This is a genomic window from Sphingomonas sp. G-3-2-10 (genome assembly GCF_012927115.1).
GTDB lineage: Bacteria > Pseudomonadota > Alphaproteobacteria > Sphingomonadales > Sphingomonadaceae > Sphingomonas.
This window is the reverse complement of the sequence record NZ_JABBFY010000001.1, coordinates 1,082,322-1,105,515: the sequence shown is the minus strand read 5'-3', so window position 1 is coordinate 1,105,515 and position 23,194 is coordinate 1,082,322. Positions and strand designations below refer to the sequence as shown.

General features: G+C 66.8%; 19 protein-coding genes. 6 read left to right on the top strand and 13 right to left on the bottom strand.

What is annotated here, in order from left to right; genetic code table 11:
* Positions 1-36: 36 nt before the first annotated feature.
* Complete coding sequence (locus HHL13_RS05550) at positions 37-1,227, top strand: GNAT family N-acetyltransferase (protein WP_169554726.1); 1,191 nt, start codon at positions 37-39, stop codon at positions 1,225-1,227.
* The gene (locus HHL13_RS05545; RefSeq protein ID WP_346775483.1) at positions 1,227-2,714 is read left to right on the top strand and encodes a lipopolysaccharide biosynthesis protein; all 1,488 of its coding nucleotides are present in this window, start codon (positions 1,227-1,229) and stop codon (positions 2,712-2,714) included. Before HHL13_RS05550 ends, HHL13_RS05545 begins: the two co-directional genes overlap by 1 nt.
* Here the strand turns inward: HHL13_RS05545 and HHL13_RS05540 are convergent.
* Both HHL13_RS05540 and HHL13_RS05535 read right to left on the bottom strand, forming a co-directional pair.
* Complete coding sequence (locus HHL13_RS05540; protein ID WP_169554725.1) at positions 2,677-3,864, bottom strand: serine hydrolase domain-containing protein; 1,188 nt, start codon at positions 3,862-3,864, stop codon at positions 2,677-2,679. The two genes, HHL13_RS05545 and HHL13_RS05540, sit on opposite strands and share 38 nt — an antisense overlap.
* Before the next feature lie 94 nt (positions 3,865-3,958).
* Complete coding sequence (locus tag HHL13_RS05535) at positions 3,959-6,997, bottom strand: TonB-dependent receptor (RefSeq protein ID WP_169554724.1); 3,039 nt, start codon at positions 6,995-6,997, stop codon at positions 3,959-3,961.
* A gap of 263 nt (positions 6,998-7,260) precedes the next feature.
* Between HHL13_RS05535 and HHL13_RS05530 the strand changes: the two genes are divergently transcribed.
* A complete protein-coding gene (locus tag HHL13_RS05530; RefSeq protein WP_346775482.1) occupies positions 7,261-8,847 on the top strand; it encodes a permease in 1,587 nt (528 codons plus the stop codon).
* Entirely contained in the window at positions 8,844-9,845 is a 1,002-nt protein-coding gene (locus tag HHL13_RS05525) for a serine hydrolase (RefSeq protein WP_169554723.1), read from the top strand. The genes HHL13_RS05530 and HHL13_RS05525 overlap by 4 nt, the downstream gene beginning before the upstream one ends.
* A 32-nt stretch (positions 9,846-9,877) precedes the next feature.
* Here HHL13_RS05525 and dacB read toward each other — a convergent pair whose 3' ends face one another.
* Positions 9,878-11,308 (bottom strand): D-alanyl-D-alanine carboxypeptidase/D-alanyl-D-alanine-endopeptidase, encoded by a 1,431-nt coding sequence (gene dacB / locus HHL13_RS05520; protein ID WP_169554722.1) that lies wholly within the window; start codon positions 11,306-11,308, stop codon positions 9,878-9,880.
* 130 nt (positions 11,309-11,438) lie between these two features.
* On the opposite strand from dacB, the gene HHL13_RS05515 reads away from it, so the two are divergent.
* Both HHL13_RS05515 and HHL13_RS05510 read left to right on the top strand, forming a co-directional pair.
* The gene (locus HHL13_RS05515; protein WP_240953630.1) at positions 11,439-13,469 is read left to right on the top strand and encodes a prolyl oligopeptidase family serine peptidase; all 2,031 of its coding nucleotides are present in this window, start codon (positions 11,439-11,441) and stop codon (positions 13,467-13,469) included.
* Positions 13,469-14,740, top strand: coding sequence for an amidohydrolase family protein (locus HHL13_RS05510; protein WP_169554720.1), 1,272 nt, complete (start codon positions 13,469-13,471; stop codon positions 14,738-14,740). The genes HHL13_RS05515 and HHL13_RS05510 overlap by 1 nt, the downstream gene beginning before the upstream one ends.
* Here HHL13_RS05510 and HHL13_RS05505 read toward each other — a convergent pair.
* The 10 genes from HHL13_RS05505 to rpmE form a co-directional block, all read right to left on the bottom strand.
* A complete protein-coding gene (locus tag HHL13_RS05505) occupies positions 14,737-15,120 on the bottom strand; it encodes a hypothetical protein (RefSeq protein WP_169554719.1) in 384 nt (127 codons plus the stop codon). The genes HHL13_RS05510 and HHL13_RS05505 overlap by 4 nt on opposite strands.
* Complete coding sequence (locus HHL13_RS05500) at positions 15,120-15,956, bottom strand: TIGR02587 family membrane protein (protein WP_169554718.1); 837 nt, start codon at positions 15,954-15,956, stop codon at positions 15,120-15,122. Before HHL13_RS05500 ends, HHL13_RS05505 begins: the two co-directional genes overlap by 1 nt.
* 141 nt (positions 15,957-16,097) lie before the next feature.
* Entirely contained in the window at positions 16,098-17,339 is a 1,242-nt protein-coding gene (locus HHL13_RS05495) for a dicarboxylate/amino acid:cation symporter (protein WP_169554717.1), read from the bottom strand.
* Complete coding sequence (locus HHL13_RS05490; RefSeq protein ID WP_169554716.1) at positions 17,336-18,901, bottom strand: amidohydrolase family protein; 1,566 nt, start codon at positions 18,899-18,901, stop codon at positions 17,336-17,338. The genes HHL13_RS05495 and HHL13_RS05490 overlap by 4 nt, the downstream gene beginning before the upstream one ends.
* A complete protein-coding gene (gene dgcA / locus HHL13_RS05485; RefSeq protein WP_169554715.1) occupies positions 18,898-19,887 on the bottom strand; it encodes an N-acetyl-D-Glu racemase DgcA in 990 nt (329 codons plus the stop codon). Before dgcA ends, HHL13_RS05490 begins: the two co-directional genes overlap by 4 nt.
* Positions 19,845-20,879: an N-acetyltransferase DgcN gene (gene dgcN, locus HHL13_RS05480; RefSeq protein ID WP_169554714.1), complete on the bottom strand. Its 1,035-nt coding sequence runs from the start codon at positions 20,877-20,879 to the stop codon at positions 19,845-19,847. The genes dgcA and dgcN overlap by 43 nt, the downstream gene beginning before the upstream one ends.
* A gap of 69 nt (positions 20,880-20,948) precedes the next feature.
* Positions 20,949-21,833 (bottom strand): LysR family transcriptional regulator, encoded by an 885-nt coding sequence (locus HHL13_RS05475; protein ID WP_169554713.1) that lies wholly within the window; start codon positions 21,831-21,833, stop codon positions 20,949-20,951.
* A 37-nt stretch (positions 21,834-21,870) separates the two neighbouring features.
* Entirely contained in the window at positions 21,871-22,386 is a 516-nt protein-coding gene (locus tag HHL13_RS05470) for a hypothetical protein (RefSeq protein ID WP_169554712.1), read from the bottom strand.
* A gap of 89 nt (positions 22,387-22,475) precedes the next feature.
* The gene (locus tag HHL13_RS05465) at positions 22,476-22,733 is read right to left on the bottom strand and encodes a PilZ domain-containing protein (RefSeq protein WP_240953628.1); all 258 of its coding nucleotides are present in this window, start codon (positions 22,731-22,733) and stop codon (positions 22,476-22,478) included.
* Positions 22,734-22,872: 139 nt separating this feature from the next.
* On the bottom strand, positions 22,873-23,103 hold the full coding sequence (gene rpmE / locus HHL13_RS05460) for a 50S ribosomal protein L31 (protein WP_169554710.1): 231 nt from the start codon (positions 23,101-23,103) through the stop codon (positions 22,873-22,875).
* Positions 23,104-23,194 lie beyond the last annotated feature (91 nt).

Genomic DNA, 23,194 nt, shown 5'->3' with positions numbered 1-23,194 from the left:
GTAACCCCTGCTCCCAAGAGGAGCTTGCGGACGCGCATGATGCATGAGGTGATCGACAGCCCGGCGGCGGAAAGCTGTGTGGGCATCGAGGTGGAGAGCGGGTTTCCGCCTCTGCTCGACGATCTCGCCTCGCGTGCGATCGGAGCCCGGGCGTTCCTGCGATCCGCCTGGTATGCCGGCGACGGCGCGGAGGGGACGACGCTGGTCGCGCGGCGGATCGATGGCGGCGTTATCGCCGCAATCCCCACCATTCCGATCGGCCCGGCGATGCTCGGTGCGCGGACGGTGCCGGGGAGCTATTGGCCGTTCCGATCGATCCTGATCGACGAGAGCGCGACGCAGGGCGAACTGACCGAGGCGTTCAAACACTCCCTTACCCGATCGCTGCTGACGCCGATGTGGCGCGTCGGGCCGATCTACAAGGACGACCCCGCCACGGTGATGCTGAAGCGCGCGGCGGCGCGGGCGGGCTGGACGGTGCTGACGCGGCATATCAGCCGGACCTTCGTATTCGATCTGGCGGCGAGCGAAGCCGAAGGCGGCTGGCCGCGCAAATCGACGCGGCGGCGGCTGGCCGGGTATGAGAAGCAGTTGGGGGCGATGGGCGAGGTCTCGTACCGTCATGTCACCGGCGCGGACTGGGACGAAGCGGCGTTCGCGGCGCTGGCGGCGATCGAAGCGAACAGCTGGGTCGGCAAATCCACCGACGGCAGCGGCGCAAAGTTTCTGAGCCAAGCGCAGCGCAAGCGCTGGCGGACAGCGGTCGCCGATCCGGTGCTGGCCGAGGCGCTTTCGGCGGCGATCCTGTTCGTCGGCGATGTGCCCGCCGCCTTCTCGTTCGACCTTCAGGACGGCGCGACGCAGTACAGCATCGCCAGCAGCTATGACGATCGCTTCGCCGCGGGGCGGCCGGGGCGGATCGTGACGTGGCGGCAGCTCGAATGGGCGCGCGGGCGCGGGGTGACGATGGTCGATCTCGGCGCGGGTGACAGCGGCTACAAGCAGGATATGGGCGCGGTGGCGGGATCGGAGATCCTCGACCTGCTGATCGTCCGCAGCCGTTCCGCCGCGAAGGTGCTCAAGCTGAAATGGGGCGAGGAATCGGCGATCGGGCGCGATGCGTTCCTGCCCGCCGCGGACATCGGCCATGCCGCGATGCTGACCCGGATCGAGCCGTGGCTGGCGGCGGGGGCGATCGCTGCTGCCGCGCTGGCGCTGTCTGAATAGTGAAACACGAAGCGATCGGGACCAGCGAGCCGGGCGACCTGCTGCGGCGGGTGAGGCAGGCGGTGATCTGGCGTTCGGGGAGCCAGATCGTGGCGCAGGCGGTGGCGTGGGGATCGACCTTCATGGTCATCCGCTTGCTCGATCCCGCCGATTACGGCCTGTTCGCGATGACCCAGGTGGTCCTCGTTTTCCTCAATCTGCTGAACGGATATGGCGTCGCGAGCGCACTGATCCGCGCCGAGACCGTCTCGCGGACCGAGCTGCGGCAAGTGTTCGGGATGCTGGTGCTGCTCAATTTCGGGCTGGGGCTTGCGCAGTTCGTCGCGGCGCCGTGGATCGCGGGCTATTACCGGCAGGATGCGGTGACCGGCCTGCTCCAGGTGCAGGCTTTGCTCTATGTCGCGACGCCGTTCACGGCCCTGTCCCATGCGATGCTGAGCCGCCAGATGGATTTCAAGCGACCGGCGCAGGTGCGGCTCGCGGCGGCGCTGGCGGGCGCGGGAACCGCGCTGGCCTGTGCGCTGGCCGGATGGGGCGTATGGACGCTGGTCGCGGCACCGATGGCGCTCTTCTATGTCGAGGCGATCGGGATGACGTGGGCGGCGCGGTCGCTGATGTGGCCTAGTTTCCGCTTTCGCGGATCGGGTTCGCTGTTCGGCTATGGCGCGGCGCTGACGGGCGCGCAGTTCTTCTGGTTCCTGCAAAGCCAGGCGGATGTGATGATCGCGGGGCGCTCGCTCGATCCACACGCGCTGGGGATCTATACGACCGCGCTGTTCCTGACGCAGATCATCGCGTCGAAATTCGTGCCGCCGCTGAACGAAGTGGCCTTCGCCGCCTATTCGCGGATCCAGGACCAGCGCGACGTGATGCAAAGCGCGTTCCTCAAGACCGTGCGGCTGATCATGCTGGTTGCGATGCCGGCCTATCTGGGACTGGCGGTGACGGCCGAGCCTTTGGTCGCGACGATGCTGGGCGAGAAATGGCTGGAGACGGCTGCGGTGGTGCCGATCCTCGCGCTCGCCATGCCGCTGCTGACCTTGCAGATTCTGTTCGCGCCGGCCACCAACGCGCTGGGCAAGCCGGGCATCTCGCTGCGCGCGGCAATTGCGGGCGGCGTGGTGCTGCCCGTGGCGTTCCTGATCGGGGTGCGCTGGGGGATCGAAGGGCTGGCATGGGGCTGGCTGATCGGGATGGCACTGGTGCTGGCGTTCACCGCGAGCCAGTCGCTGCCGGCGATCGGGGTGCGCGCGCGCAGCGTCGCGCTGGCGGTTGCGCCGGGGCTGGCGGCGTCGCTGGCGATGGCGGCGCTGGTGCTGCTGGCGGACGGCGCCCTGCCCGCTCTGGCCGCACCCGCACGACTGGCCGTGCTGATCGCGGTCGGCGCGCTGAGCTATGCCCTGCTGCTCGGGCTGTTCGCGCGCGGCGTCGTGATCGACGCCTGGACGCTCATTCGCCGCGAGCCAGCGCTTCCTCGGTCGGCGTGAAGGCCGAGCGGCCGGGCTTGGCGGTCGAGACGTCGGTGGCGAAATAGACGACGCCGGTGCCACGCTCGCGATCGATCCACAGGCCGGACTTCAGGCCATAGGCGTCGCCCGAATGGCCGAAGCGGCGGCGGCCGTCGCCGAATGGATCGTCGCGGCAGCCTTTCACCGGGGTCGCGAGGAAATGGACCGACAGGCCATAGCTGCAGGTGAAGCCGCCGGTGGGGGCATCGACCGAGGAATCCGCGCCGATATCGCCGTTCGCGCCCTCCCCTTCGATCCCGTTATAGGTCCAGAGCGGGGTTTCGAGCATCGCGAAGCTGCGCCGGTTCAGCAGGCGGACACCGTCGAGCGCGCCGCGGTTCAGCAGGAAGCGGCCGACCCTTGCGAGATCGCGCGCCGAGATGCGCAGGCCGCCCTGCGGCGAGAAGATCGCGCCGTTCGCGCCGGGGCGCCAGACCGACAGATCGCAGCTGCCGTCCTTTGCCGGGGTGACCGAGCAGGCGGGCTTCACGCCCTGATTGTCGTCCTTGGTCGGCTTGCCGTCGCGATACTGGACCACCGCGCGGGCGGCGACCGGGGCGGTGCAGGCTTCCCAATTATAGCAGGCGCTGAGCTTGAGCGGGCGGATGACGAGGCGATCCATCAGCTTGTCGAACCGCTCGCCGGTGGCGCGCTCCATCACAGCTGCGATCACCGGAAAGTTGAAATTGGTGTAGCGGAAATAGGTGCCGGGCGCGTGCTGGTCGTCCCATGCCTTGGGGTCCGACAGGATGCCGCGCATGTCGGCGTCGAGCGGGAGGACGTAATCGATCCGGTCGGTCAGGCTCGACTGGTGCGACAGCAGCAGGCGGAGCGTGATCGGCTTGTCCGGAAAGGCCGGGTTGCGCAGTCGCCAGCCGAGCAGTTTCGAGACATCGGCATCAAGGTTCAGCCTGCCCTGCTCGACCAGCCGGAGCACCGCGATCGACACGACCAGCTTCGAGATCGAGGCGATGCGGACGGGATCGTCGGCAGTCACCGCGCGGCCGGTGGCGAGATCGGCCATGCCGCGGGTGAAGATCGTCGTTTCCCCCGATCGATCGAAGGTGATGCGCACCGCGGCGACGGGTTGCGGTGAAGCGGTAAGCAGCAGGGCGGACAGGAGCGGCATCGATATCCCTCAAACGACAGCGGGCGGGTGGAGAACCACCCGCCCGCTTTCGGCGTTGCTGAACGCGCCGGCCACCGGACGGCGCATCCGGATCTTAGAAGTTCGCTTCGAGCGCGAGGGTGAACGAACGGCCGCGCGGATCCGCGACGCGCGGTTCCCAGCTGCCGCCCGCGCCCGAGTTGCCGTCATAGGTGATGGCAAAGGGCGGATCGGTATCGAAGATGTTCCGGACGCCTGCGGTCACCTTGAAGGGCTTGAAGCCCGAATAGCTGATCGAGGCGTTGAAGATGTGATAGTCGGCCACGAACGGGTTGTAGCCCGGACGCGTGATCGTGCCGTTGGCGATGCCGGGCAGTGCGCCGTTCTTGTAACCTTCGCGGAAGATGTGGCTGACCGAAGCGGTCAGGCCACCCGTGGTGTAGGTGACGAACGAGTTCTGCTTCCAGCGCACGCCCAGATCGCCCGCGAAGCTGAACACGCCGATCAGGCTGGGGCCATAGGCCGCAGTCGGGGTCAGCTTTTCACGCTTCTTGAGCAGGAAGGTCGCATCCGAACCCAGCGAGAAGCTGCCGCCGAGCATTTCGATCGACGAGGCGCGGAACGAGAATTCCAGACCCTGGGTGCGCCGCGAACCGGCATTCGCCCAGCGATCGTCGATGGCAACCACGGTGTTGGTCGCGTCGCGGATGAACCGCTCCGGGAACAGCGCGGCGTTATCGATGATCTGACGCAGCGTGAGCAGCTGGATCGTGTTGTCGACCGCGATCGACCACCAGTCGGCCGAGAAGCTGACATTGCGGATCGGCTGGAACACGACGCCCGCGCTGAACTGTTCCGCCGTTTCCGGCCCCAGCTGGCGGTTGCCGCCAGTCAGGATGCTGGGACGGATGAACGCGCAGCCCGGAACCGACGGATCGACGGTCTTGCCCGGATTGTTGCAGGTCACCGGATCGACCAGATCGCTGCCCGAATAGGGCGAGTCGGTCACGCCGTTGAAGATCTGGTTGAACGACGGAACGCGGAAGCCGGTGTTGTACGAGCCGCGGAACATGACCTGTTCGAACGGACGATACTTGACCGAGATCTTCGGGTTCGTGGTGCTGCCGAAGCCCGTATAATCGTCGATGCGAACCGCGCCGGTGATATCGAGGCCAGGAAGCAGCGGCACCAGCACTTCGGCATAGGCCGCCTTCACGGTGCGGCTCTTCGGCGTCAGCGCGTTGACGTTATCGAACGCCGCCAGGAAGATCACCGGTGCGGTGGCTGCAGCAGCTTCCGAACCGTTGAACGAATAGGTTTCCTTGCGGATGTCGATGCCGGCCGCGAGCTGGACGTCGCCGCCCCAGATGCCGAACAGCGGACCCGACGCCGAGAAGTCGAACTGGCGGACTTCATACTGGCCGCCATAGAGCGTCGCACCTTCGGCCGAGACCGACTGGAGCGCGGCGAGACCGGCGGCGGTCTGGGTCGAGCTGAACGGATTGATCAGGCCCGAGTTCATCACGCCGACCAAGCCGCGACCGACGGTCGAGCCGGTGCCGAGCGGCGCATTGGGATCGACGTCGCCATTGGCGAGCGTGCCGCGATAATAGTAACCCGAGCCGAGGACCGACGAAGCTTCGCTCTTCGCATAGGATGCGCCGGTGCGGTAATCCCAGCCCTCCCACAGCGGACCTTCGATCGCCAGCGCGGCGCGGAACGTCTTGGTGTTGGTGCGATACTCGCGCGGGCCGCAGACGTCGCAGCGCCAGCGATACGCGATCGGCAGGCCATAACGGGCGTCGAGCGCTGCGATCTGCGCATCGCGAACCGGCTGGGTGCTGGGGTTGATCGCCGGATTGGCGAAGTTCCCGCGGATCGAGTTGAACACCGCGTCATAGGTGGCGGCGGTCGTCGCGTTGCGCGGATAGGCGATCGCGAAGTTGGTGGTGTTCGCGGTGAACTGCGCGTTCGAGAAGCTCTTGGCCGAATCCGCTTCGGAGCCGGTGACTTCCAGCGAAATCTCATGACCGCCGCCCAGCGAGGCCACGGCGCGGCCATAATAGGTCAGCGTTTCGATCGGCTGCTGGATCACCGCGACGCGGCCCGTGTCCCATGCGCAGGCGTAATAGGCAGTCGGCGCCGCCCACAGCGCAAAGTCATAGTCCATGCCGCCGTCCATCGACGTGCAGCCCGCGCCGCCAGCCAGATCGAGCGGGTTGATGCCGCCGGCCGCCGCGTTGGCGCCGTTCGGCGCGGTCAGGGTCAGGCCGGTAAGCAGCGTGCCGCCGGCGGTGATGCTGCCGGGGCGCGTGTTCGCACCGATATTGAACGCAGTCGCGATCGGAGTGCCGCGGGTATCGATCGACAGGCCGTTCTGCGGCTGATTGCCGTTGACGAACGGGCGATCCGCACCGCGCAGAATCTTGTTCCAGCTATACGATGCGCCGGCCATGATGTTGAAGCCGTCCTCGTTCAGGTCGCCGTAACCGACCAGTCCCGAAACGCGGTAGATGTCGCCGCCGCCCGCTTCGGTCTGATCGGTGAAGCCGGTGACGCTGACGCCCTGGAAGCTCTTCTTGGTGATGAAGTTGATCACGCCGCCGACCGCGTCGGTACCGTAGATCGCCGATGCGCCGTCCTTCAGCACTTCGACGCGTTCGATCGCCGCGAACGGGATCTGGTTCACGTCGACTGCCGAGCCCGACAGGCCGTGGGCCGCGACGCGGCGGCCGTTGAGCAGGACCAGCGTACCGGCGCTGCCCTGACCGCGAAGGTTTGCGGCGGAGAGGCCGTTGGTGCCGCGCTGGGCGCCCGTGGTGACGTCTGCGTTGGAGGCGAGGTTGTCCGCGCCCGAGCCGTTGGTGCTCAGATACATGATCAGCTGCTCGGGGCTGCTGATGCCGTTGCGCTCGATCTCGGCGCTCGAAATGACCTGAAGCGGCAGCGCGCTGTTGTTCGGATTCTGGCGGATGCGCGAACCGGTGACCAGGATTTCACCCTGCGGCACCTCCGGATCGGCGGTCTGCGTCTGCGTTTCCGGCAGCGTGGCCGGTGCGGTGGCGTCCTGCGCGAAGGCTGCCGGCGCGCCTGCCAGCGCGATCAGCGCGGTGCCCGACGCCAGAGCCATTCTGAACGAAGTCGATCCAACCATGTCTTAAACCCCCTTAAACTCGCACTTCCCGATGCGTAGTTCGGCATTAAGTAACAAGAATGCTGCGGCGCGCCATAGTTTCTGTTCCCCACGCCATAACCATTCGGCATCTTTCGGTACACAATCCCTCCAAAGCGTGTTGCGCGGGCAACAGTGGCCCCGTCCCTCATGGCATTGACTGCGCGCGCCGGGCAGTCGAGCGTGGGGAAACATGCTTCGGGGGACTGAAATGCGGTTCGATACCATCGATTTGAGGGCGGCTCGTGACTGACGCCGCCACCCTTCCCCCGCCAGCGATCAAGCCCGGAATCGGGCGGATGGCGCTGTATGTGCTGCTGGGTTTCTCGGCTGGCCTGCCCTTCTACATGTTCTCCACGATCCTGTCGGCGCGGCTGACCGATCATGGCGTCGCGCTGACGATCATCGGCTTCTTCGCCTGGGTTCAGCTGCTGCCGACGTTCAAGTTCCTGTGGGCGCCGCTGCTCGAGAAATATGACGTGCCCGGCTTCGCCCGCTTCTGGGGCAAGCGCCGCGGCTGGATCATGCTGTCGCAGCTGGGCATCGTCACGTCGATGGCAGCGATGACGCTGACCGCATCGGACGCCAGCCTGCCCGTGACGGCGCTGTTCGCGGTGCTGCTCGCCTTCTGGACGACCACGCTGGAAGTCGCCGCCGACGCGTGGCGCATCGAACTGGCACCCACGCAGGAGGAACAGGGGCCGATCGCGGCATCGAACCTGTGGGGCTATCGCACCGCGATGGTCGCGGCGGGCAGCGGCGCGCTGATCTTCGCCGATGCCAGCGGCAGCTTCGCGGGCACCCTGCGCGGGTTCGGAATCGAGCCGAGCTGGACCTCGTCCTACCTGCTGATCACGCTGGCGGCGGCCATTCCGCTGCCGATCCTTGCCTCGCTGCCCGCCCAGCCTTCGCGCGAAGGCGGCACGGGCACCGGCGGGCGCGGCGTTGCGCTGGTCACCGGCCTCGGTGCGAGCGCGGCAATCCTGCTGGCGATCGGGCTGGGCACCGCTTTGGTCGGCTGGCTGGTGCTGGGCGCAGCGTCGGGCATCGGCGTCGACGCCAAGACCAACGTCACGCCCTGGGTGCTGGGCATTTCGGCGCTGCCATTCCTCGCAATGGCGATCGCCCTGCCCCGCATCCGCACCGCGGGTCCGAACTCGCCGCTGCGCACTTCGACCGCGATCGGGCCCTATGTCGACTTCTTCTGGCGCTATGGCACGCTTGCGATCACGCTGATGGCGTTCGTTTCGATCTATCGCATGGGCGACGTGCTGGCGCTCAACCTGTCCAAGCCGATGATCCTCGGACTGGGTTACACCAAGACCGAGATCGGCCGGGCGGACGGGATCATCGCGCTGGTTTCGTCGATCGTCGGCGTTGGCCTTGGCGGATGGATGGTCACACGCTGGCCCTCGGCGATCACGCTGACCATCGGCGCGATCTTCGCGGCGATCGGCAATTTCGGCTTCGTCTGGCTGGCGCATATGCCGCATGACGAGATGACGCTCTACATCGCCACCGCGCTCGACCAGTTCGGCAACGGCATGGCCGGGGCGGTGTTCGTGGTCTATCTGTCGATGCTGTGCAGCCCGCGCTATCCCGGCGCGCAATATGCGTTCCTGTCGGGCTTCGCCTTCCTGCTCTCGCGATTGCTGGCGGGCGCGGGTGGCACGATCGTCGGGCAGCTCGACAAGATGCCGTGGCTGAAGGCGCTCAATGCCAGTGGCTTCGATGCGTTCTTCTTCGCCTCGGGTGCGATCAGCCTGGCGGCGTTGCTGTTCCTGCCGCTGATCGCGCGGGCAAGGGCGCGGCCTTATGAGGAAGCTGCATGATCGACGACGCTTTCGCGCCGGCTGCGCGCGCCATTGCCGACAAGCGGATACCGGGAGCGACGCTGGGTGTAGTGACCGCCGACGGGCGGCGCTGGACGAAGACCGACGGCATGGCGGCGCTCCAGCCCGAACCGGAGATACTGACGCCCGAGCATTGGTTCGATCTGGCGTCGGTGTCGAAGGTGATCGCCACCACCACGATGATCCTGCAACTCGCCGATTGGGGAAAGATCGACCTCGATGCGCCGCTGACCACGGCGATCCCCGACCTGCGGCAATATGACGTGGCCAACGCGGCGGAGCGGAAGCTGACCTTCCGCGATTGTCTGGCGCATCGCAGCTTCTTCCCCGCGGTGGAGCCGATCTACACCTATGGCGACGACCCGGCGCGGCTGCGCGCGTTCGTGCTCCAGCGCGAATGGCGGCACGTCGACCCGCCGGTCTATTCGGACATCAACTTCATCCTGCTGGGCATCGCGATCGAGCGGATCACCGGGCGGCCGCTGGGCGAATGGGCGCTGAACGCCGAGCTGAGCTTCGGCCCGCCCCCCGGCCCCGCGGTCGCGACCGAATTCTGCCACTGGCGCGGGCGCGTGCTGAAGGGCGAGGTGCATGATGAGAATTGCGCCGCGATGGGCGGGCAGACCGGCCATGCCGGGCTGTTCGGTACGGTGAACGGCGTGCTCGATTACGCGCAGGGACTGCTCGACGGCAGCGGCGCTTCCCCCGCGATGATCGAAGCGATGCGGACCCCTTATTACGACCACCGCACCTGCGGTTGGGAGCGCAAGTTCGCGGGCTGGTCGGGCGGGCAAGCCTGTTCGAGGGAGACGATCGGCCATACTGGCTTCACCGGCACCGGCCTGTGGGTCGATTTCGAGCTCGGACTGGCATGGACGCTGCTGACCAACCGCGTGCATCCGACGCGGCATTTCGACAGCGGCATCTTCGTGTTGCGGCCGGAGACGGGGGATGCGGTGGCGAAGGCATTTGGGTGAATTCCCTCTCCCAAGGGGAGAGGGAGATTAGATCAATTCGCTTCGGCGATCAGCACCAGCGCGGCGTCCATCCATTTCGTTGCGCCAACCCCTTCGGGCACATCGTTGGCGAATGCGGAGAAGATCAGCCGCTTGCCGCTTTTCCCGATCATATAGCCCGACAGGCCGTTGGTGGCGTTGAGCGTGCCGGTCTTGGCGAAGATGCGGCCTTCCAGCGGCGTGCCCTTGAAGCGGCGGCCGAGCGTGCCGTCGACGCCGCCGATGGGCAGCGTGGCGCGATAGGCTTCGCCCCAGGGCTGCGCCGCGATCCAGCGCAGGAAGATCGTCATCCCGCGCGGTGCGACGCGGTTATAGGTCGACATGCCCGAGCCGTCGGAAAAGTCGTAGGCGGTGCGCGGCACGCCGGCGAGCGCCAGCATCGCGCGGACCTCGGCCAGCCCGTCCTGCGTCGAACCCATGCCACGGACCAGGCCGACGCGGCGGAGCAGCAGTTCGGCATGGAGGTTCTGGCTGACCTTGTTGATATGGGTCAGGTCCTCGGCCAGCGGCGGCGGAGTGAGCTGGGCCAGCCCCGCGATGCGCGGCGCGCGGACCGGCGGGTTGCCGCGATTGGCGGGATCGTCCGCGGGGCCGGTCGCGCGGCGGCGCACGGTCACCTTGCCCGTCACGCGTACGCCGCGTTCCTCCAGCATCTTGCGAAAGCGCCATGCGGCATAGTTCGCCGGATCGTCGATACCGACGCGCACCGTTTCCACCGTGCCGGCCTTGATCGTGCCGGTCAGGCGCAGGACCATGCCGTTGGGTTCGCGATCATAGCCGATATCGGTCTTGCCGTTGGTGACGGTCATGATCCGGTTGTCGAGGGTGAAATAGGGATAGCCCTCGACCTTCGGTTCGGCGCCCTCCTCGCCCGGCGTGATCGTGAGCGCCAGCTCGTTGTCGTCGAGGGTCAGCGCGGAGATGCCGGTGCCCGAACGCGACGGGATATTGTTCCAGCTCATCCCCTGGCTCCAGCGCTGGTCGGGGAACAGCGTGTCGTCGCCGATCACGTCGCGGACGCGCCTGGTGCGCTTCGCCACGGCATCGGCCAGCACCGCCAGACAGTCGGTCTTGCAGTCCGCCGCGCTCGACAGGCGGGCATCGCCAGCGCCTTCGAGAACCACGTCCTTGCCGTCCAGCAGCACCACGGTGCCGCCCGCGACGTCGGGCTGGTCGAGCCCGGTCATGGTGTGGAATGCGACCGCCGTGGTGAACATCTTCGTGTTCGACGCGGGGATGAAGCGGCCGTCGGGATTGATCGCGACGATCTCGCGTCCCGCCTCGTCGGTGACGACAAGGCCGTAGCGAACCCCCGGTCCTGCTTCGGCCAGCACGGTCTCGACCCGCTGCTGAAGCGGCGGCGCGACCTGCGCGGTGGCGGGCGTGGCGATGAGCAGGGCGAGCGCGAGCAACGATCGGTTCATGGCCGCGAACCTAGAGCCAAAACCGGCCCGTGCAATTCATTCGGAGCCTTGGCCGGGGCATAACCGCGAAGCATGGAACGGTTGTGGGGCGGGTTTGCCGCCCTAAGCTGCCGTCATGGCACTGCGAAACTTGCTTCGGATCGCGCTCGGCGCGCTGGCATTGGCGACGGCTCCGGCCGCAGTAGCGCAGAAGGCGGATCCGCTCGCCGAAGCGATGGCCCTGCCCCATGCGGGGCAGTTGACCGGCGCGCGTGATGCCGGGCGCTTCGCCTGGGTCGAGACCGCTTCTGGCGTGCGCAACATCTGGATCGCCGACAAGGGCCAGCCCGCGCGGCAGGTGACCCGCTTCACCCAGGACGATGGCCAGCCGCTCTACCATGTAACGCTGAGCCGCGACGGGAAGCAGATCGCGTTCGTGAAGGGCGGCGACGACGAGTTCGCCGATGGTTCGACGCTCAACGCAGCATCGCTGGCGACCGCGCCGAAGCAGCAGGTGTGGCTGATCCCGGCGGACGGCGCGGAGCCGGTGCTGGCGGGCGATGGACATTCCCCGGTCTTCTCGGCTGATGGGACCAAGCTGGCCTTCACCCGGCGCGGCGAAGTGTGGGTGCGCGAGAAGGGTGAGGCGAAGCGGATTGCGATGCTCGGCGGCGAAGTGACGCGGCTGCAATGGTCGGCCGATGGCGCCCAACTGCTGATGGTCGATAACCAGAACGACTATAGCTTCGTCACGCTGATCGACGTCGCCAGCGCGAAGGTGCGGCAATTGGGACCGGGCCTCGGCTATTCGGTCGAGCCAGTCTTCGCGCCCGATGGCAAGCAGGTCGCCTTCATCCAGTATCTCGATCCGCCGGCAGGCGCGGCGCGCGACAGCGGCCCCTATTGGTCGATCCGCATCGCCGATCTGGCGACGGGTTCGGTTCGGACCCTGTGGAAAGCACCGCAGGGCATGGGCGGGCGCTATGCCGGGACGCGGATGCGCAATTTGTGGTGGAGCGCGGACGGCGAGATCGTCTTCCCGTGGGAGCGTTCGGGCTATCTCCACGTCTATGCGATCAATGCGGCGAAGGGTGGCGAACCCCGCCCGCTGACGCAGGGCAGCTATGAGGTCGAGACTTTCATCCTCGCGCCCGACAATGCGACGCTCGTCTTCTCGGCGAACCGGCTCCAGCCCGACAAGCGGAACATCTGGCGGACCGATCCCGATGGCGGCGATCCGGTGCGTATCACGCAAGGCGACGGGATCGAGAGCTTCCCGACTTTCACGGGCGATGGCGAGCTGGCGGTGATCGCGACCGACGCTTCGCATATCGCGCACCCGGCCCGGGTCGCGAACGGCAAGCTCACCCCGCTGGGCAAGGCGCCCGCGCTGCGCAGCTTCGTCGTGCCGCAGGCCGTGACGTACAAGGCGGCGGATGGCGTGACGGTCCATGCCCAGCTGTTCCGCGCCACGGGCCCGGGCAAGCACCCTGCCCTGATCTACGTTCATGGCGGCCCGCGGCGGCAGATGCTGCTCGGCTTCCATCCGATGGGCTATTATTCCAACGCTTATGTTATGAACCAGCACCTCGCGGCGCAGGGCTATGACGTGCTGTCGATCAACTATCGCAGCGGCACCGGCTATGGCCGCGAATTCCGCGACGCGCCGGAGATCGCCCGTGACGGGGCCAGCGAATATCGCGACGTGATCGCCGGCGGGCGCTGGCTGGCGGCGCAGAGCCATGTCGATCCGGCGCGGATCGGGATCTGGGGCGGCAGCTGGGGCGGTTACCTGACCGCGCTGGCGCTGGCGCGGGACAGCGATCTGTTCGCGGCGGGCGTCGATTTCCACGGCGTCCACACGATGCTGCGCCCCGTGCCCAACAATCTTTCGCCCGACGCGCAGAATGCCGCGAGGCAGTTGCAATGGTCGTCCTCGCCGATGGGCGCGATCGGCACCTGGCGTTCGCCGGTGCTGCTGATCCACGGCGACGACGACAAGAGCGTCGATTTTGGGCAGTCGCTGATCCTTTCGCGCGAACTCGCGGCGCGGCGCATTCCCTATGAGGAACTGGTGTTCCCCAATGACCGGCACGAATTCTTCCTCTTTTCCAACTGGCTGGAAAGCTATCGCGCGACGGCCGATTTTCTCGACCGGCGCCTGAAGAGCAAGGGCAGGTGATGCGGCATCTGCTGGGGCTGCTGGCGGCGTTGCTGCTGCTCGGCGCGGCGGCGCCTCCGGACGAACCGGCGACGCTGATCCACGGCGCGCGGGTGTTCGACGGGACCGGATCGCCCGCACGGGTCCGCGACGTGCTGATCCGCGGCGACCGGATCGTGAAGGTCGGGCAGCGGCTGAGGGTGCAGGACGCGACGGTGATCGACGGCGCCGGCATGACGCTGATCCCCGGGCTGCACGACCTGCACATCCATACCCGGCGCGACGCCTTCACCAGTCCAGAGGTGCTCGCGAAAGGCTATGCCGCCTATCTGGCGAGCGGCGTGACTTCGGTGAATGAATATTCGATCGCGCCGGATACGATCGCGCCGGTGCGGGGTTTCGGTGCGCTGACCCCTCATTTGTCGCTCGCGATCCGTCTCGGTGTGCCGCACGGGCACGGGACCGAATATGACTATACCAACGCGATCACCGCTCAGGTCACCACGCCCGAACAGGCGCGCGCGGCGATGGCGCGGCTGCTGCCGCTGCGGCCCGACGTCATCAAGGTGTTCGCCGATGGCTGGCGCTATGGCCGCGATATCGACCGGCCGAATATCGATCTGCCGACGCTGACCGAGATCGTGAAGGCGGCCCATGCGCAGGGCGTGCCGGTGGTGACGCATACGGTGACGCTGGACGGCGCCAAGCTGGCGGCGCGGGCGGGCGTGGATGCGCTGGTCCACGGCATCGGCGACGCGCCGGCCGACCGCGAGCTGATCCGGCTGATGAAGCGCGGCGGCACTGCCTATGTCCCCACGCTGGCGGTGTACGAGCCCCAGGAGGATCGCAAGTTCCTGCCCGCCGAATGGGCGCGGCTCCAGCCCGACGATCTCGAACGGGAGGAGAAGCGCATGGGCCAGCCGATCGCGGCGATCGCAGCCTATGACGCGAAGCGCTGGCGCATCATGCAGGAGAATGTCCGCATCCTGCATCGCGCGGGCATCCCGATCGGGATCGGCACCGATACCGGGATCGGCGGCGTCTATCAGGGGCTGGCGGCGATCCGCGAGATCAGGCTGCTGACGACGCTAGGCTTTACCCCTGCGCAGGCATTGCGCGCGGCGACCAGCGTCAGCGCGCGGATCATGGGGCAACAGCGTGGGCATGGCCGGATCGCAAAGGGCATGCGCGCCGATCTGGTCCTGGTCGCCGGGCGCCCGGACGAACGGATCGAAGATCTGTACGCGGTGCGCCGCGTATGGGTTTCGGGGCGCGAGGTGCCGCTGCGCTAGGGCGTCTGGAAGCCGAGCGCGCGCAGTTCGAGTTGCTGCCCGCGCGGGTCGGTCGTGAAGAACAGTCCGCCAGCGGTCTTGCCGCGTCCGGGGACATAGTCGAGTGTCGCGCTGCTCGTCTCGCCCGAGGCGAGCTTGCCTTCGATCTCTACCGCTGCCGCCGTCCCGCGCGATGCATTGTTCGCCTCGAATGCCACGACGAAGCCCGCGCCGGTCTGTGTCACCTGCCCTGCCGTCACGGTGATTGCGGGCGGTTCGTCGGCAGCACCGGTCATGGCTTCCTGCCCGATCGCGCCGAACACGATCAGCAGCAGGATCAGCCCGATCCCGGCGGCGATCCATTCGAGCAGCGGCGTCCGCGCAGGTTGTTTCTTCGCCATCAGACCACCAGCCTTGCGACAGCCGCGCCCATCGCGGCGGGGAAGCCGAGCACCACCACCGCGCCGGCGATGGTGCCGATCTCGGCGCCATCCACCCGGCCGAAGGTCCACAGCACATAGAAGCTGACCAGCAGCGCAATGGCATAGCCGGGCGTCGTGAAGATCAGGAACCGGCGGAGCGGGCCATAGCCTTCCGGCGCTTCCTCCTGTCCTGCGAAACCGACCGCGAACACCAGCACATGCAGCAGGGCAAGCGATGCCGCGACCATTGCAAGGCTGTGCCAAGGCGTCATCTTGAAGCCGATCAGGATCACCTCCTCGGTCGGCGCGACGTTGAAGGCAAGGAACAGCGCGCCTGCCATCATCAGGAAGAGCTGGCCCGCATAGCCCGAGGCGCGGGCCTCATGATCCTCGTCTTCCTCCGCTTCGCCGCCGGTCAGCTGCTTGCGGGCGATGATCGCGCCGAAGCTGGCCGGCACGGCCTGCACGGCAACCATGCCGATCGCTTCACCGAGCGGCACCGAAGGTGTCAGTAGCCCGAACAGGGCAAGCACGGCCGCCGACGCGATGATGCCGACGCCATAAGCGGCCAGCGCGTCGAGTATGTCCTCGATCAGCGTCGCGGTATGCTCGAACCCGCCGAAGCGCGACAGGATCACCAGCACCACGAAGTTGAGCGCGAGGAACAGCAACAGCCGCCCCGGATGCGCGTAGAGGCCGAGCGACCACATCTCCATCGTCATCAGCAGCGGCAGCCCGAACAGGATCGCCCCGCCGAATGCGCGCGCGAGGCCGCGGGCGTAATCGTAATTGGTGGTGCCGCTGGCGCTGGTCATTGCGCGAGGGAAACTGCGCGTTTCCCTACTAGTTCCCCGGCAAAGGCCGGGTCCAGTCTGGAAAGCGCAGGAAAAGCGGGCACGCGCTCACCATCACCGCCTTGCAACTGGCCCCCGGCCTTCGCCGGGGACCAGGAACGATCAGGTATCCACCTTCGACCGGTAAACCTCCTCGTCCAGCTCCCCTTCCCATCGCGCCACGGTAGTCGCGACGGTCAGGTTGGCGCTGGCGCTGGGAACGGTACGGGTCATGTCGAGCAGCCGGTCGAATGGCAGGACGAAGCCGACCACCAGCGCAGTCTGTTCGGGCGAGACGCCGACTGCCGATAGTACTGCCGCCAACATGAACAGCGACGCCGAAGGCACCGGCGCGGTGCCGAACGCAGCCAGCGCGCCGGTCAGCAGCACGAGTGCATAGACGGTCGGGGTCAGTGGCACGCCGAATGCCTGAAGCGCGAACATGCTGAGCAGGCCGACATACATTGCCGTCCCGTCCTTGCCGATGCTGGCGCCGAGCGGGAGGACGGTGGAGAAGACCGGGCGGCCGATACCCAGATTCTGCTCGGCCACGCGCATCGCCACCGGCAAGGTCGCGCCGCTGGATGCCGTGGAAAAGGCCACCGCGAGGGCATCGACGATGCCGCGGAAGAAGGGCAGCAGCGGCAGTTTCGCGACGAATTTGAGGATCAGGCTGTGGACGATAATGATCTGGATCGCCGATCCCAGCACCACCGCCAGCGCCAGCCAGCCGACATTGACGAACACGTCGACGCCCTTCGACGCCACCGCGTTGGCGACCAGCGCGAACACACCGAAAGGCGTGGCTTCCATCACGATGCCGACGACCTTGAGCAGCACCGCCGAGAGCGACTGGAGCAGGTTCGCGAACGGCTTGCCCGCTTCGCCCGCCACCACCGTGCCGCACCCGACCAGGATCGCGACGAAAATCAGCGCGAGCATGTCGCCCTTGGCCAGAGCCTCGACGATGTTGAGCGGGATGATGCCGATCAGTTGCTGATAGGGCGTCACCGGCTCGCCCAGCGCATGCGCCGTTGCGGTGCCTAGCGGCGCGCCGACGCCGGGTTGCACCAGCGTCGCGACCAGCATCCCCACCGAAACCGCGATCGCCGTGGTGAAGGCGAACAGTCCGATGGTCCGCCCGCCAAGGCTGCCGAGCCGCTTGGGATCGGCCAGCGAAGTGATGCCCGATGCGATGGTCACCAGCACGATCGGCGCGACCAGCATCCGGATCGCGCGGACGAACAGATCGCCCATGAAGGCGACATAGGGCGTGCCCGCGGGCCAGGCGAAGGCGAAGACGAGCCCCAGCGCCAGCGCGCCGAGGACGCGCTTCCACAGCGGCACGCCGAACCACCAGCTCATTTGCAGACGCCCGTCGGCTTGTGCGCCAGCGCGCGGCCCGCCGCCTTGCCCGTCATCGTGCCATTGTCGACCGCCAGCACGCCGTTGACGACGACGGTGCGGACGCCCGAGGCAAGCAGCTTGGGCTGTTCATAGGTCGCCTGCGAGGCATAGGTCTTCGGATCGAACACGACGATATCGGCGAAATTGCCCTGCTTGATCCGCCCGCGCCCGGTCAGGCCGAACGTGTCGGCGGTCAGCGACGTGCTCCGTTCGATGAACTGGCGCAGCGTGATGACATTCTCGGCCACCACATATTTCGCATATTTCCGCGCGAAGCTGCCGAAGACGCGCGGATGCCCGCCCGACGCATCGGATCCGGTCATCACCCACGGCATCTTCATAAAGGCCGTGATGTCGCCTTCGCTCTGGTTGAATGAGACGACGCCCGGATCGGCGATGCGGATCACCGAGATCGCGGCGGTCACCGGATCCTCGTTCCGCTCCTTCGCGACATCGGCGAGGGTGCGGTTGAGATATTTGCCCTCGACGATCAGCAGCTTCTCCGCGCCGCCGCGCTTGCGGAGATTCTCGGTGATGCCCGCGCGCAATTTCTCGCGCTGTGCCGCATCGTCGAACCGCTTGAGCAGCGCCGGGCGGCCGCCATCCTGCGCCCAGAGCGGCATCAGCGATGCGACCAGGCTCGTGCCCGATGCCGACCAGGGATATTGATCGGCGGTGATCGTCAGGCCCGATGCCTGCGCCGCTTCGATCATCGCGATGATCTTGGGCGCCTGTCCCTGCACATCGACGCCCAGCGCCTTGATGTGCGCGATATGCGCCGGAATCCTGGCTTCGCGCGCGATGGTCAGCACTTCCTCGATCGCGCCGGCCAGCCCCACGGTGTAGCTCGATTCGTCACGGATATGGCTGTCGTAAACGCCGCCATGCGCGGCGGCGACCTTCGAGAGCTCGACCACTTCGCCGGTCTTGGAGAAGCTTTGCGGCGCGTAGAACAGGCCCGTCGAAAGCCCGAGCGAGCCCTGGCACATCGCGGTGCCCACAAGGCCCTTCATCTTCTCCAGTTCTTCCGCGTTCGGCGCGCGGTCGCCCGCACCCATCACTTGCTCACGCACCGCGCCGAAGCCGATATAGGCGGCATAGTTGATGCCCACCGGTTTGGTCTGCGCACTGGCCAGCACCTTGCCGACATCGGGCGATCCGCCGCCGTCATTGCCGATGAACGCAGTGGTGACGCCCTGCATCAGAAAGGCCGGGATCAGTCGCGTTTTCGGGTCGTTCGACGCCAGTTCCGGCCCCATATGCGTATGCGGATCGATGAAGCCGGGAGCGACGATCATGCCCTTTGCGTCGACGATCCGTTTCGCCGGGAGATCGTTGCTGGTGCCGACGTACATGATCTTGTCGCCAACGATGCCGATATTGCCGACAAAGGCTTCGTCGCTGCCAGTGTAAACCGTACCGCCGAGGATCACGACGTCATAGATCTGGTGCGGCTTCGGCGCGGCCCCGAGCGACAGCGCCGCGATCCCGACCAGGAGTGAGATGCGGCGCGAAATCATAATGTTCCCCAGAAACCTTGCGAGGGCGGGAACATATATCCCGCTTCGTCGCGAACCCCGCCCGGCCGATCCTCCCGGAGCCAGACCGGCCCGTCAAGGTCCACGAAGTCGGACATGCGGGCGATGTGCAGCGCGGGCGCGATCGACAGCGACGAGCTGACCATGCAGCCGGTCATCAGCCCCAGCCCGCGCGACCGCGCCGCTGCGGCAAGCGACAGCGCCGCGGTGAGGCCGCCGGTCTTGTCCAGCTTGACGTTCACCACCTGATAGCGGCGTGCGAGCTGATCGATATCGCCCGCGACATGCGCGGATTCGTCGGCGCAGATCGGAATGTCCGGCGTGAAGCCTTCCAGCCATGCGTCGTTCTCTGACGGCACCGGCTGCTCGAGCAGATCGACGCGGAGCGCCACCAGCAGCGGCTGAAGCGCTCGGACCAGCCCCTCGTCCCAGCTTTCGTTGGGATCGACAATCAGTCGCGCGTTCGGCGCGGCGGCGCGGACGGCGGAAACCTGCTCGTCGGGCGAATTGGTGTCGACCTTAACCTTGATCAGCGGCGCGGCTGCGATCTCGCGTGCGGCGGCGCCCATTGCGGCGGGGCTGTCGATGACCACGGTCAGCGCGCTGGCCAGCCGTTGCGGCTCGGGATCGCCGATGATCTGAGCCACGCTGTGGCCCGACTGGCGCGCCTCGAGGTCCCACAGGGCGCAATCGACGGCGTTTCGCGCGGCGCCCGGTTTCATCAGCGACTGGATCTGCTCGCGCGTCACGCCGGCCTCGATCGCATCGCGTACCGCTTCGATCTCGGCAAGCGCGCTGTCGATGCTCTCGCCATAACGCGGATAGGGCACGCCTTCGCCCTGCCCGCGCAGGCCGTCCTGCTCGACCGTCACCGTCACCACATCCGCGGCGGTCTTCACCCCGCGCGAGATGCGGAACGGGCGGTTCAGTGCGAAGCGATCGTGCTGCGCGCGGAGGGTGCGAGGCATAGCAGCTCGTCGATGATGGCGTCGGCGCCAAAGGCGATCGGATCGGTGGCGGGCAGGCCCAGCTGGTCCTCGGTCCGGCGGCACAGGGTCAGCGCCTCGTCACGGTCCAGCGCGGACGTGTTGAGGCACACGCCGACCGCGCGCACGTCGGGGCTGGTCAGCCGCGCGACCTGGAGGTTCGCATCGAGGCATTCCTGCAGGCCCGGCAGCTTGCGGTTCTTCAGCCCGCGCATGCTTTCGCGCATCGGATCGTGGCACAGCACGATCGCTTCGGCCTGCGCGCCGTGAAGCAGGCCGGTCGAGACACCGGCGAAGCTCGGGTGGAACAGCGATCCCTGTCCTTCGATCAGGTCCCAGCCGTCATCGTCGCGCGCCGGCGCGAGCATTTCGATCCCGCCGGAGATGAAGTCGGCGACCACCGCGTCGATCGGAATCCCGCCGCCCGCGATCAGGATGCCGGTCTGCCCGGTGGCGCGGAAGTCCGCCTTGACGCCACGCGCGCGCAGCGCGGTGGTCAGCGCCAGCGTGGCGTACATCTTGCCCACCGAGCAATCGGTGCCCACCGTAAGAAGACGGTGGCCGGCGCGGGCATAGCCCGTACCGACCACCAGGTCTGCGGGGGGATCGCGAACGTCGAACAGTTGCAGGCCGCGTTCCTTCGCCAGATCGGCGAGACGGGGCACATCGCGCAGCCGCTGGTGCAGACCGGCGGCGACGTTCATGCCCGCTTCGAGCGCAGCGGCGGCGTCGTTGACCAGATCGCCCCCCATCACCCCGCCCGAATTGGCGATGCCGAGTACGAGGGTCTTCGCGCCCCGCGCTGCGCCTTCCTCGATGGTCAAGCGCGGCAGATCGAGCGTGAGCGGGCAATCGTCATGACGGAACTCGCCGACGCAATCCTCCGGACGGAAGGTCGCGAGACCGCGCGAGGTTTTGATGCCTACGAAATCGGTGCTGTGACCGAGATACAAAAGATAGGGTGCCGGGATCATATGCCCCAAACGTAACTTGGCCCTTGGAAACATACGCATAGTCTCTGCTAGGCCGAACATGCCCTTTCGTTATGGCACGTTGATCACCTGCCCGAGCGTCTTGAGGAAATCGGTGGCAAGCGCGGTCGGCGGGCGGTTCAGCAGAAACATTGCGTGGACGTCGAACGTGATCTGCGGCTTAAGCGGGCGGATCGACAGGCCCGGGCTGAGCGAAGCCTGTGCGGTAAAGCTGTCCACCACGGTCATGCCGACGCCCTGCCGCACCAGCGCCGTCGCGATGTAGAAGGTGCGCGCCGACACCACTTCGTCGAGTTCGAGATCGAGCCGCGCCAGTTCCTGGCTGAAAATCTGGCCGATCGGGCCGCTGCCCACCACGCTGATGAACTTGCGGCCCCTCAGCGCCTCCAGCTCGAGGCGCGGCGGGGCATCGGGCATATCCTCTTCGCGATAGAGGACGACCAGTTCGCCCTCCCCCAGCCAGCGATTGCCCAGCGGCGTCGCGGGGGGAACTTCATAGGCGATCGCGACATCGGTCTCGCGTTCGTAGAGCTTGCGCAGCAGATCGTCGTGATGGACCGTCTGCAGATCGAACTTCACGTCCTGATGCGTCCGCATGAAGCGCGCGACGGCGGTGGGCAGCGCGGCCAGCGCCAGCGACGGCAGCGCCGAGATGCGCAGCGTGCCGCCCGATCCGCGGCGCAGGTTCCGCCCGGCTTCGCGCAGGGCATAGACGCGTTCCTGGATCTCGCTGACTTCGGTGAACAGCGTATGCGCGTCTTCGGTCGGCACCAGCCTGCCATTGGTGCGCTGGAAAAGCTGGAAGCCGAGCAGCGATTCGGCGTGGCGCAGCATCTTCGAAACGGAAGGCTGCGAGACGTTGAGCGCCCGCGCCGCGGCGCTGACCGATCCGTTGACATAGACGGAGTGGAATATCTCGATATGGCGCAGGTTCATGGCCACAGCCTAATGCGCCCTGCCGCCCGGTGGAAGCCTAGCGCTTGCGCACCATGTTCAGCACCGTCCCAGCCCCGCCACCCAGCGTGAACGGCGGGCTCTCCTCGCGCCCGTCGAGCCGGAACTCCAGGCTGGCGCTGAGCGCCGAGCGCCGGCGGTGGCCACGAGCGGAACCGGCGCGGATTTCGCTCAGTGCCGGATTGACGTCCGGCCGCAGGATTCGGCCGCTTGCCACTTCGGGCAGCCGCCACGTGCCGGTTGCGGACAATATGCCATCGGCCGTCACCGCGAGATAGCGGAACGACGACAGGTTCAGCGCGTCGAATACCACAAGATCATCCGCCTCGGCGCCGCCCGCCACGACGCGCTGGTCCAGCGTGAACCCCGGAACGGACATCAGGCGGATCCCGTTGCCGCCATGCGTCGCGTCATCGTCCTGCATCAGCAGGCTCAGCGTGTCGGGTATGGGGGTATAGCCGGTGCGTTCGCCCGCCGCAGCAGGCGTTGCGATCATCAGGATCGTAATGGCGCAGACGAGCGAACGCCCCAGCATTCACAGTCCCCCTCTGTGATGCGGGGAACATGACTAAGGAATCTGGTTAACGCAATATTGCGGTTCGCGCGGCGCGAGCGCCCGGATTATTACCCGGTAATTGCCTCGAACGCTTCCTCGCTAAGGGGATTCTGGAATTCGAGGCCCGCCTCGAAGTCACGCGCCCAGACGACGCGAGCGCCCCAATGTCCCACTTTGGGAAGGGTCAGCCACATCATCGAGCCCGCGCGGAGTTCGGAATAGGTCTGGAGCTTGGCGCCATGCTGCGAAAGGTCGATGACCTTGCACAAGGCGCGGTCGAGACCGCCGCGGCCGATCTTTGCGTCGAGCGACACGGGCGCACGCATCGAGCGACGCCGGCCAAGGCCGAGCGCCGGTTCGATTTCGGCAGCGAATGCAATGGGTTTTCCCTGAACCATCAGGGAAAAATACGGGGGTGTGGCTAACGGCGCGTTAACGACGCGCGATAAGCCACACCCAATCCGATTACTTCTTGCCGAGGCTCAGGCCACCGAAGCGCTTGTTGAAGCGCGCAACCTGGCCGCCCGCGTCGAGCAGCTGGCCGCGGCCGCCGGTCCAAGCCGGGTGCGCGAGCGGATCGATTTCGAGCTGCATCGTGTCGCCTTCCTTGCCCCAGGTCGAGCGGGTCTGGTAGGTCGAGCCGTCGGTCATCTGCACCGTGATGGTGTGATAATCGGGATGGGTGTCTTTCTTCACGTCGAATTCCTTGAATAGCCGCTGGTTCCGACCAGCAGCGGAGGCGCGCGGTTAGCAGAGGGCAGCGCGGGGTGCAAGTTGCGGGAAAGCT

What these genes read in the sequence shown, in the direction of transcription:
- HHL13_RS05550 (WP_169554726.1), top strand. Translation starts at nt 37, where the DNA reads ATGATGCATGAGGTGATCGACAGCCCGGCGGCGGAAAGCTGTGTGGGC.
- HHL13_RS05540 (WP_169554725.1), bottom strand. Translation starts at nt 3,864, where the DNA reads ATGCCGCTCCTGTCCGCCCTGCTGCTTACCGCTTCACCGCAACCCGTC.
- HHL13_RS05535 (WP_169554724.1), bottom strand. Translation starts at nt 6,997, where the DNA reads ATGGTTGGATCGACTTCGTTCAGAATGGCTCTGGCGTCGGGCACCGCG.
- HHL13_RS05525 (WP_169554723.1), top strand. Translation starts at nt 8,844, where the DNA reads ATGATCGACGACGCTTTCGCGCCGGCTGCGCGCGCCATTGCCGACAAG.
- dacB (WP_169554722.1), bottom strand. Translation starts at nt 11,308, where the DNA reads ATGAACCGATCGTTGCTCGCGCTCGCCCTGCTCATCGCCACGCCCGCC.
- HHL13_RS05510 (WP_169554720.1), top strand. Translation starts at nt 13,469, where the DNA reads ATGCGGCATCTGCTGGGGCTGCTGGCGGCGTTGCTGCTGCTCGGCGCG.
- HHL13_RS05505 (WP_169554719.1), bottom strand. Translation starts at nt 15,120, where the DNA reads ATGGCGAAGAAACAACCTGCGCGGACGCCGCTGCTCGAATGGATCGCC.
- HHL13_RS05500 (WP_169554718.1), bottom strand. Translation starts at nt 15,956, where the DNA reads ATGACCAGCGCCAGCGGCACCACCAATTACGATTACGCCCGCGGCCTC.
- HHL13_RS05495 (WP_169554717.1), bottom strand. Translation starts at nt 17,339, where the DNA reads ATGAGCTGGTGGTTCGGCGTGCCGCTGTGGAAGCGCGTCCTCGGCGCG.
- HHL13_RS05490 (WP_169554716.1), bottom strand. Translation starts at nt 18,901, where the DNA reads ATGATTTCGCGCCGCATCTCACTCCTGGTCGGGATCGCGGCGCTGTCG.
- dgcA (WP_169554715.1), bottom strand. Translation starts at nt 19,887, where the DNA reads ATGCCTCGCACCCTCCGCGCGCAGCACGATCGCTTCGCACTGAACCGC.
- dgcN (WP_169554714.1), bottom strand. Translation starts at nt 20,879, where the DNA reads ATGATCCCGGCACCCTATCTTTTGTATCTCGGTCACAGCACCGATTTC.
- HHL13_RS05475 (WP_169554713.1), bottom strand. Translation starts at nt 21,833, where the DNA reads ATGAACCTGCGCCATATCGAGATATTCCACTCCGTCTATGTCAACGGA.
- HHL13_RS05470 (WP_169554712.1), bottom strand. Translation starts at nt 22,386, where the DNA reads ATGCTGGGGCGTTCGCTCGTCTGCGCCATTACGATCCTGATGATCGCA.
- HHL13_RS05465 (WP_240953628.1), bottom strand. Translation starts at nt 22,733, where the DNA reads ATGCGTGCGCCCGTGTCGCTCGACGCAAAGATCGGCCGCGGCGGTCTC.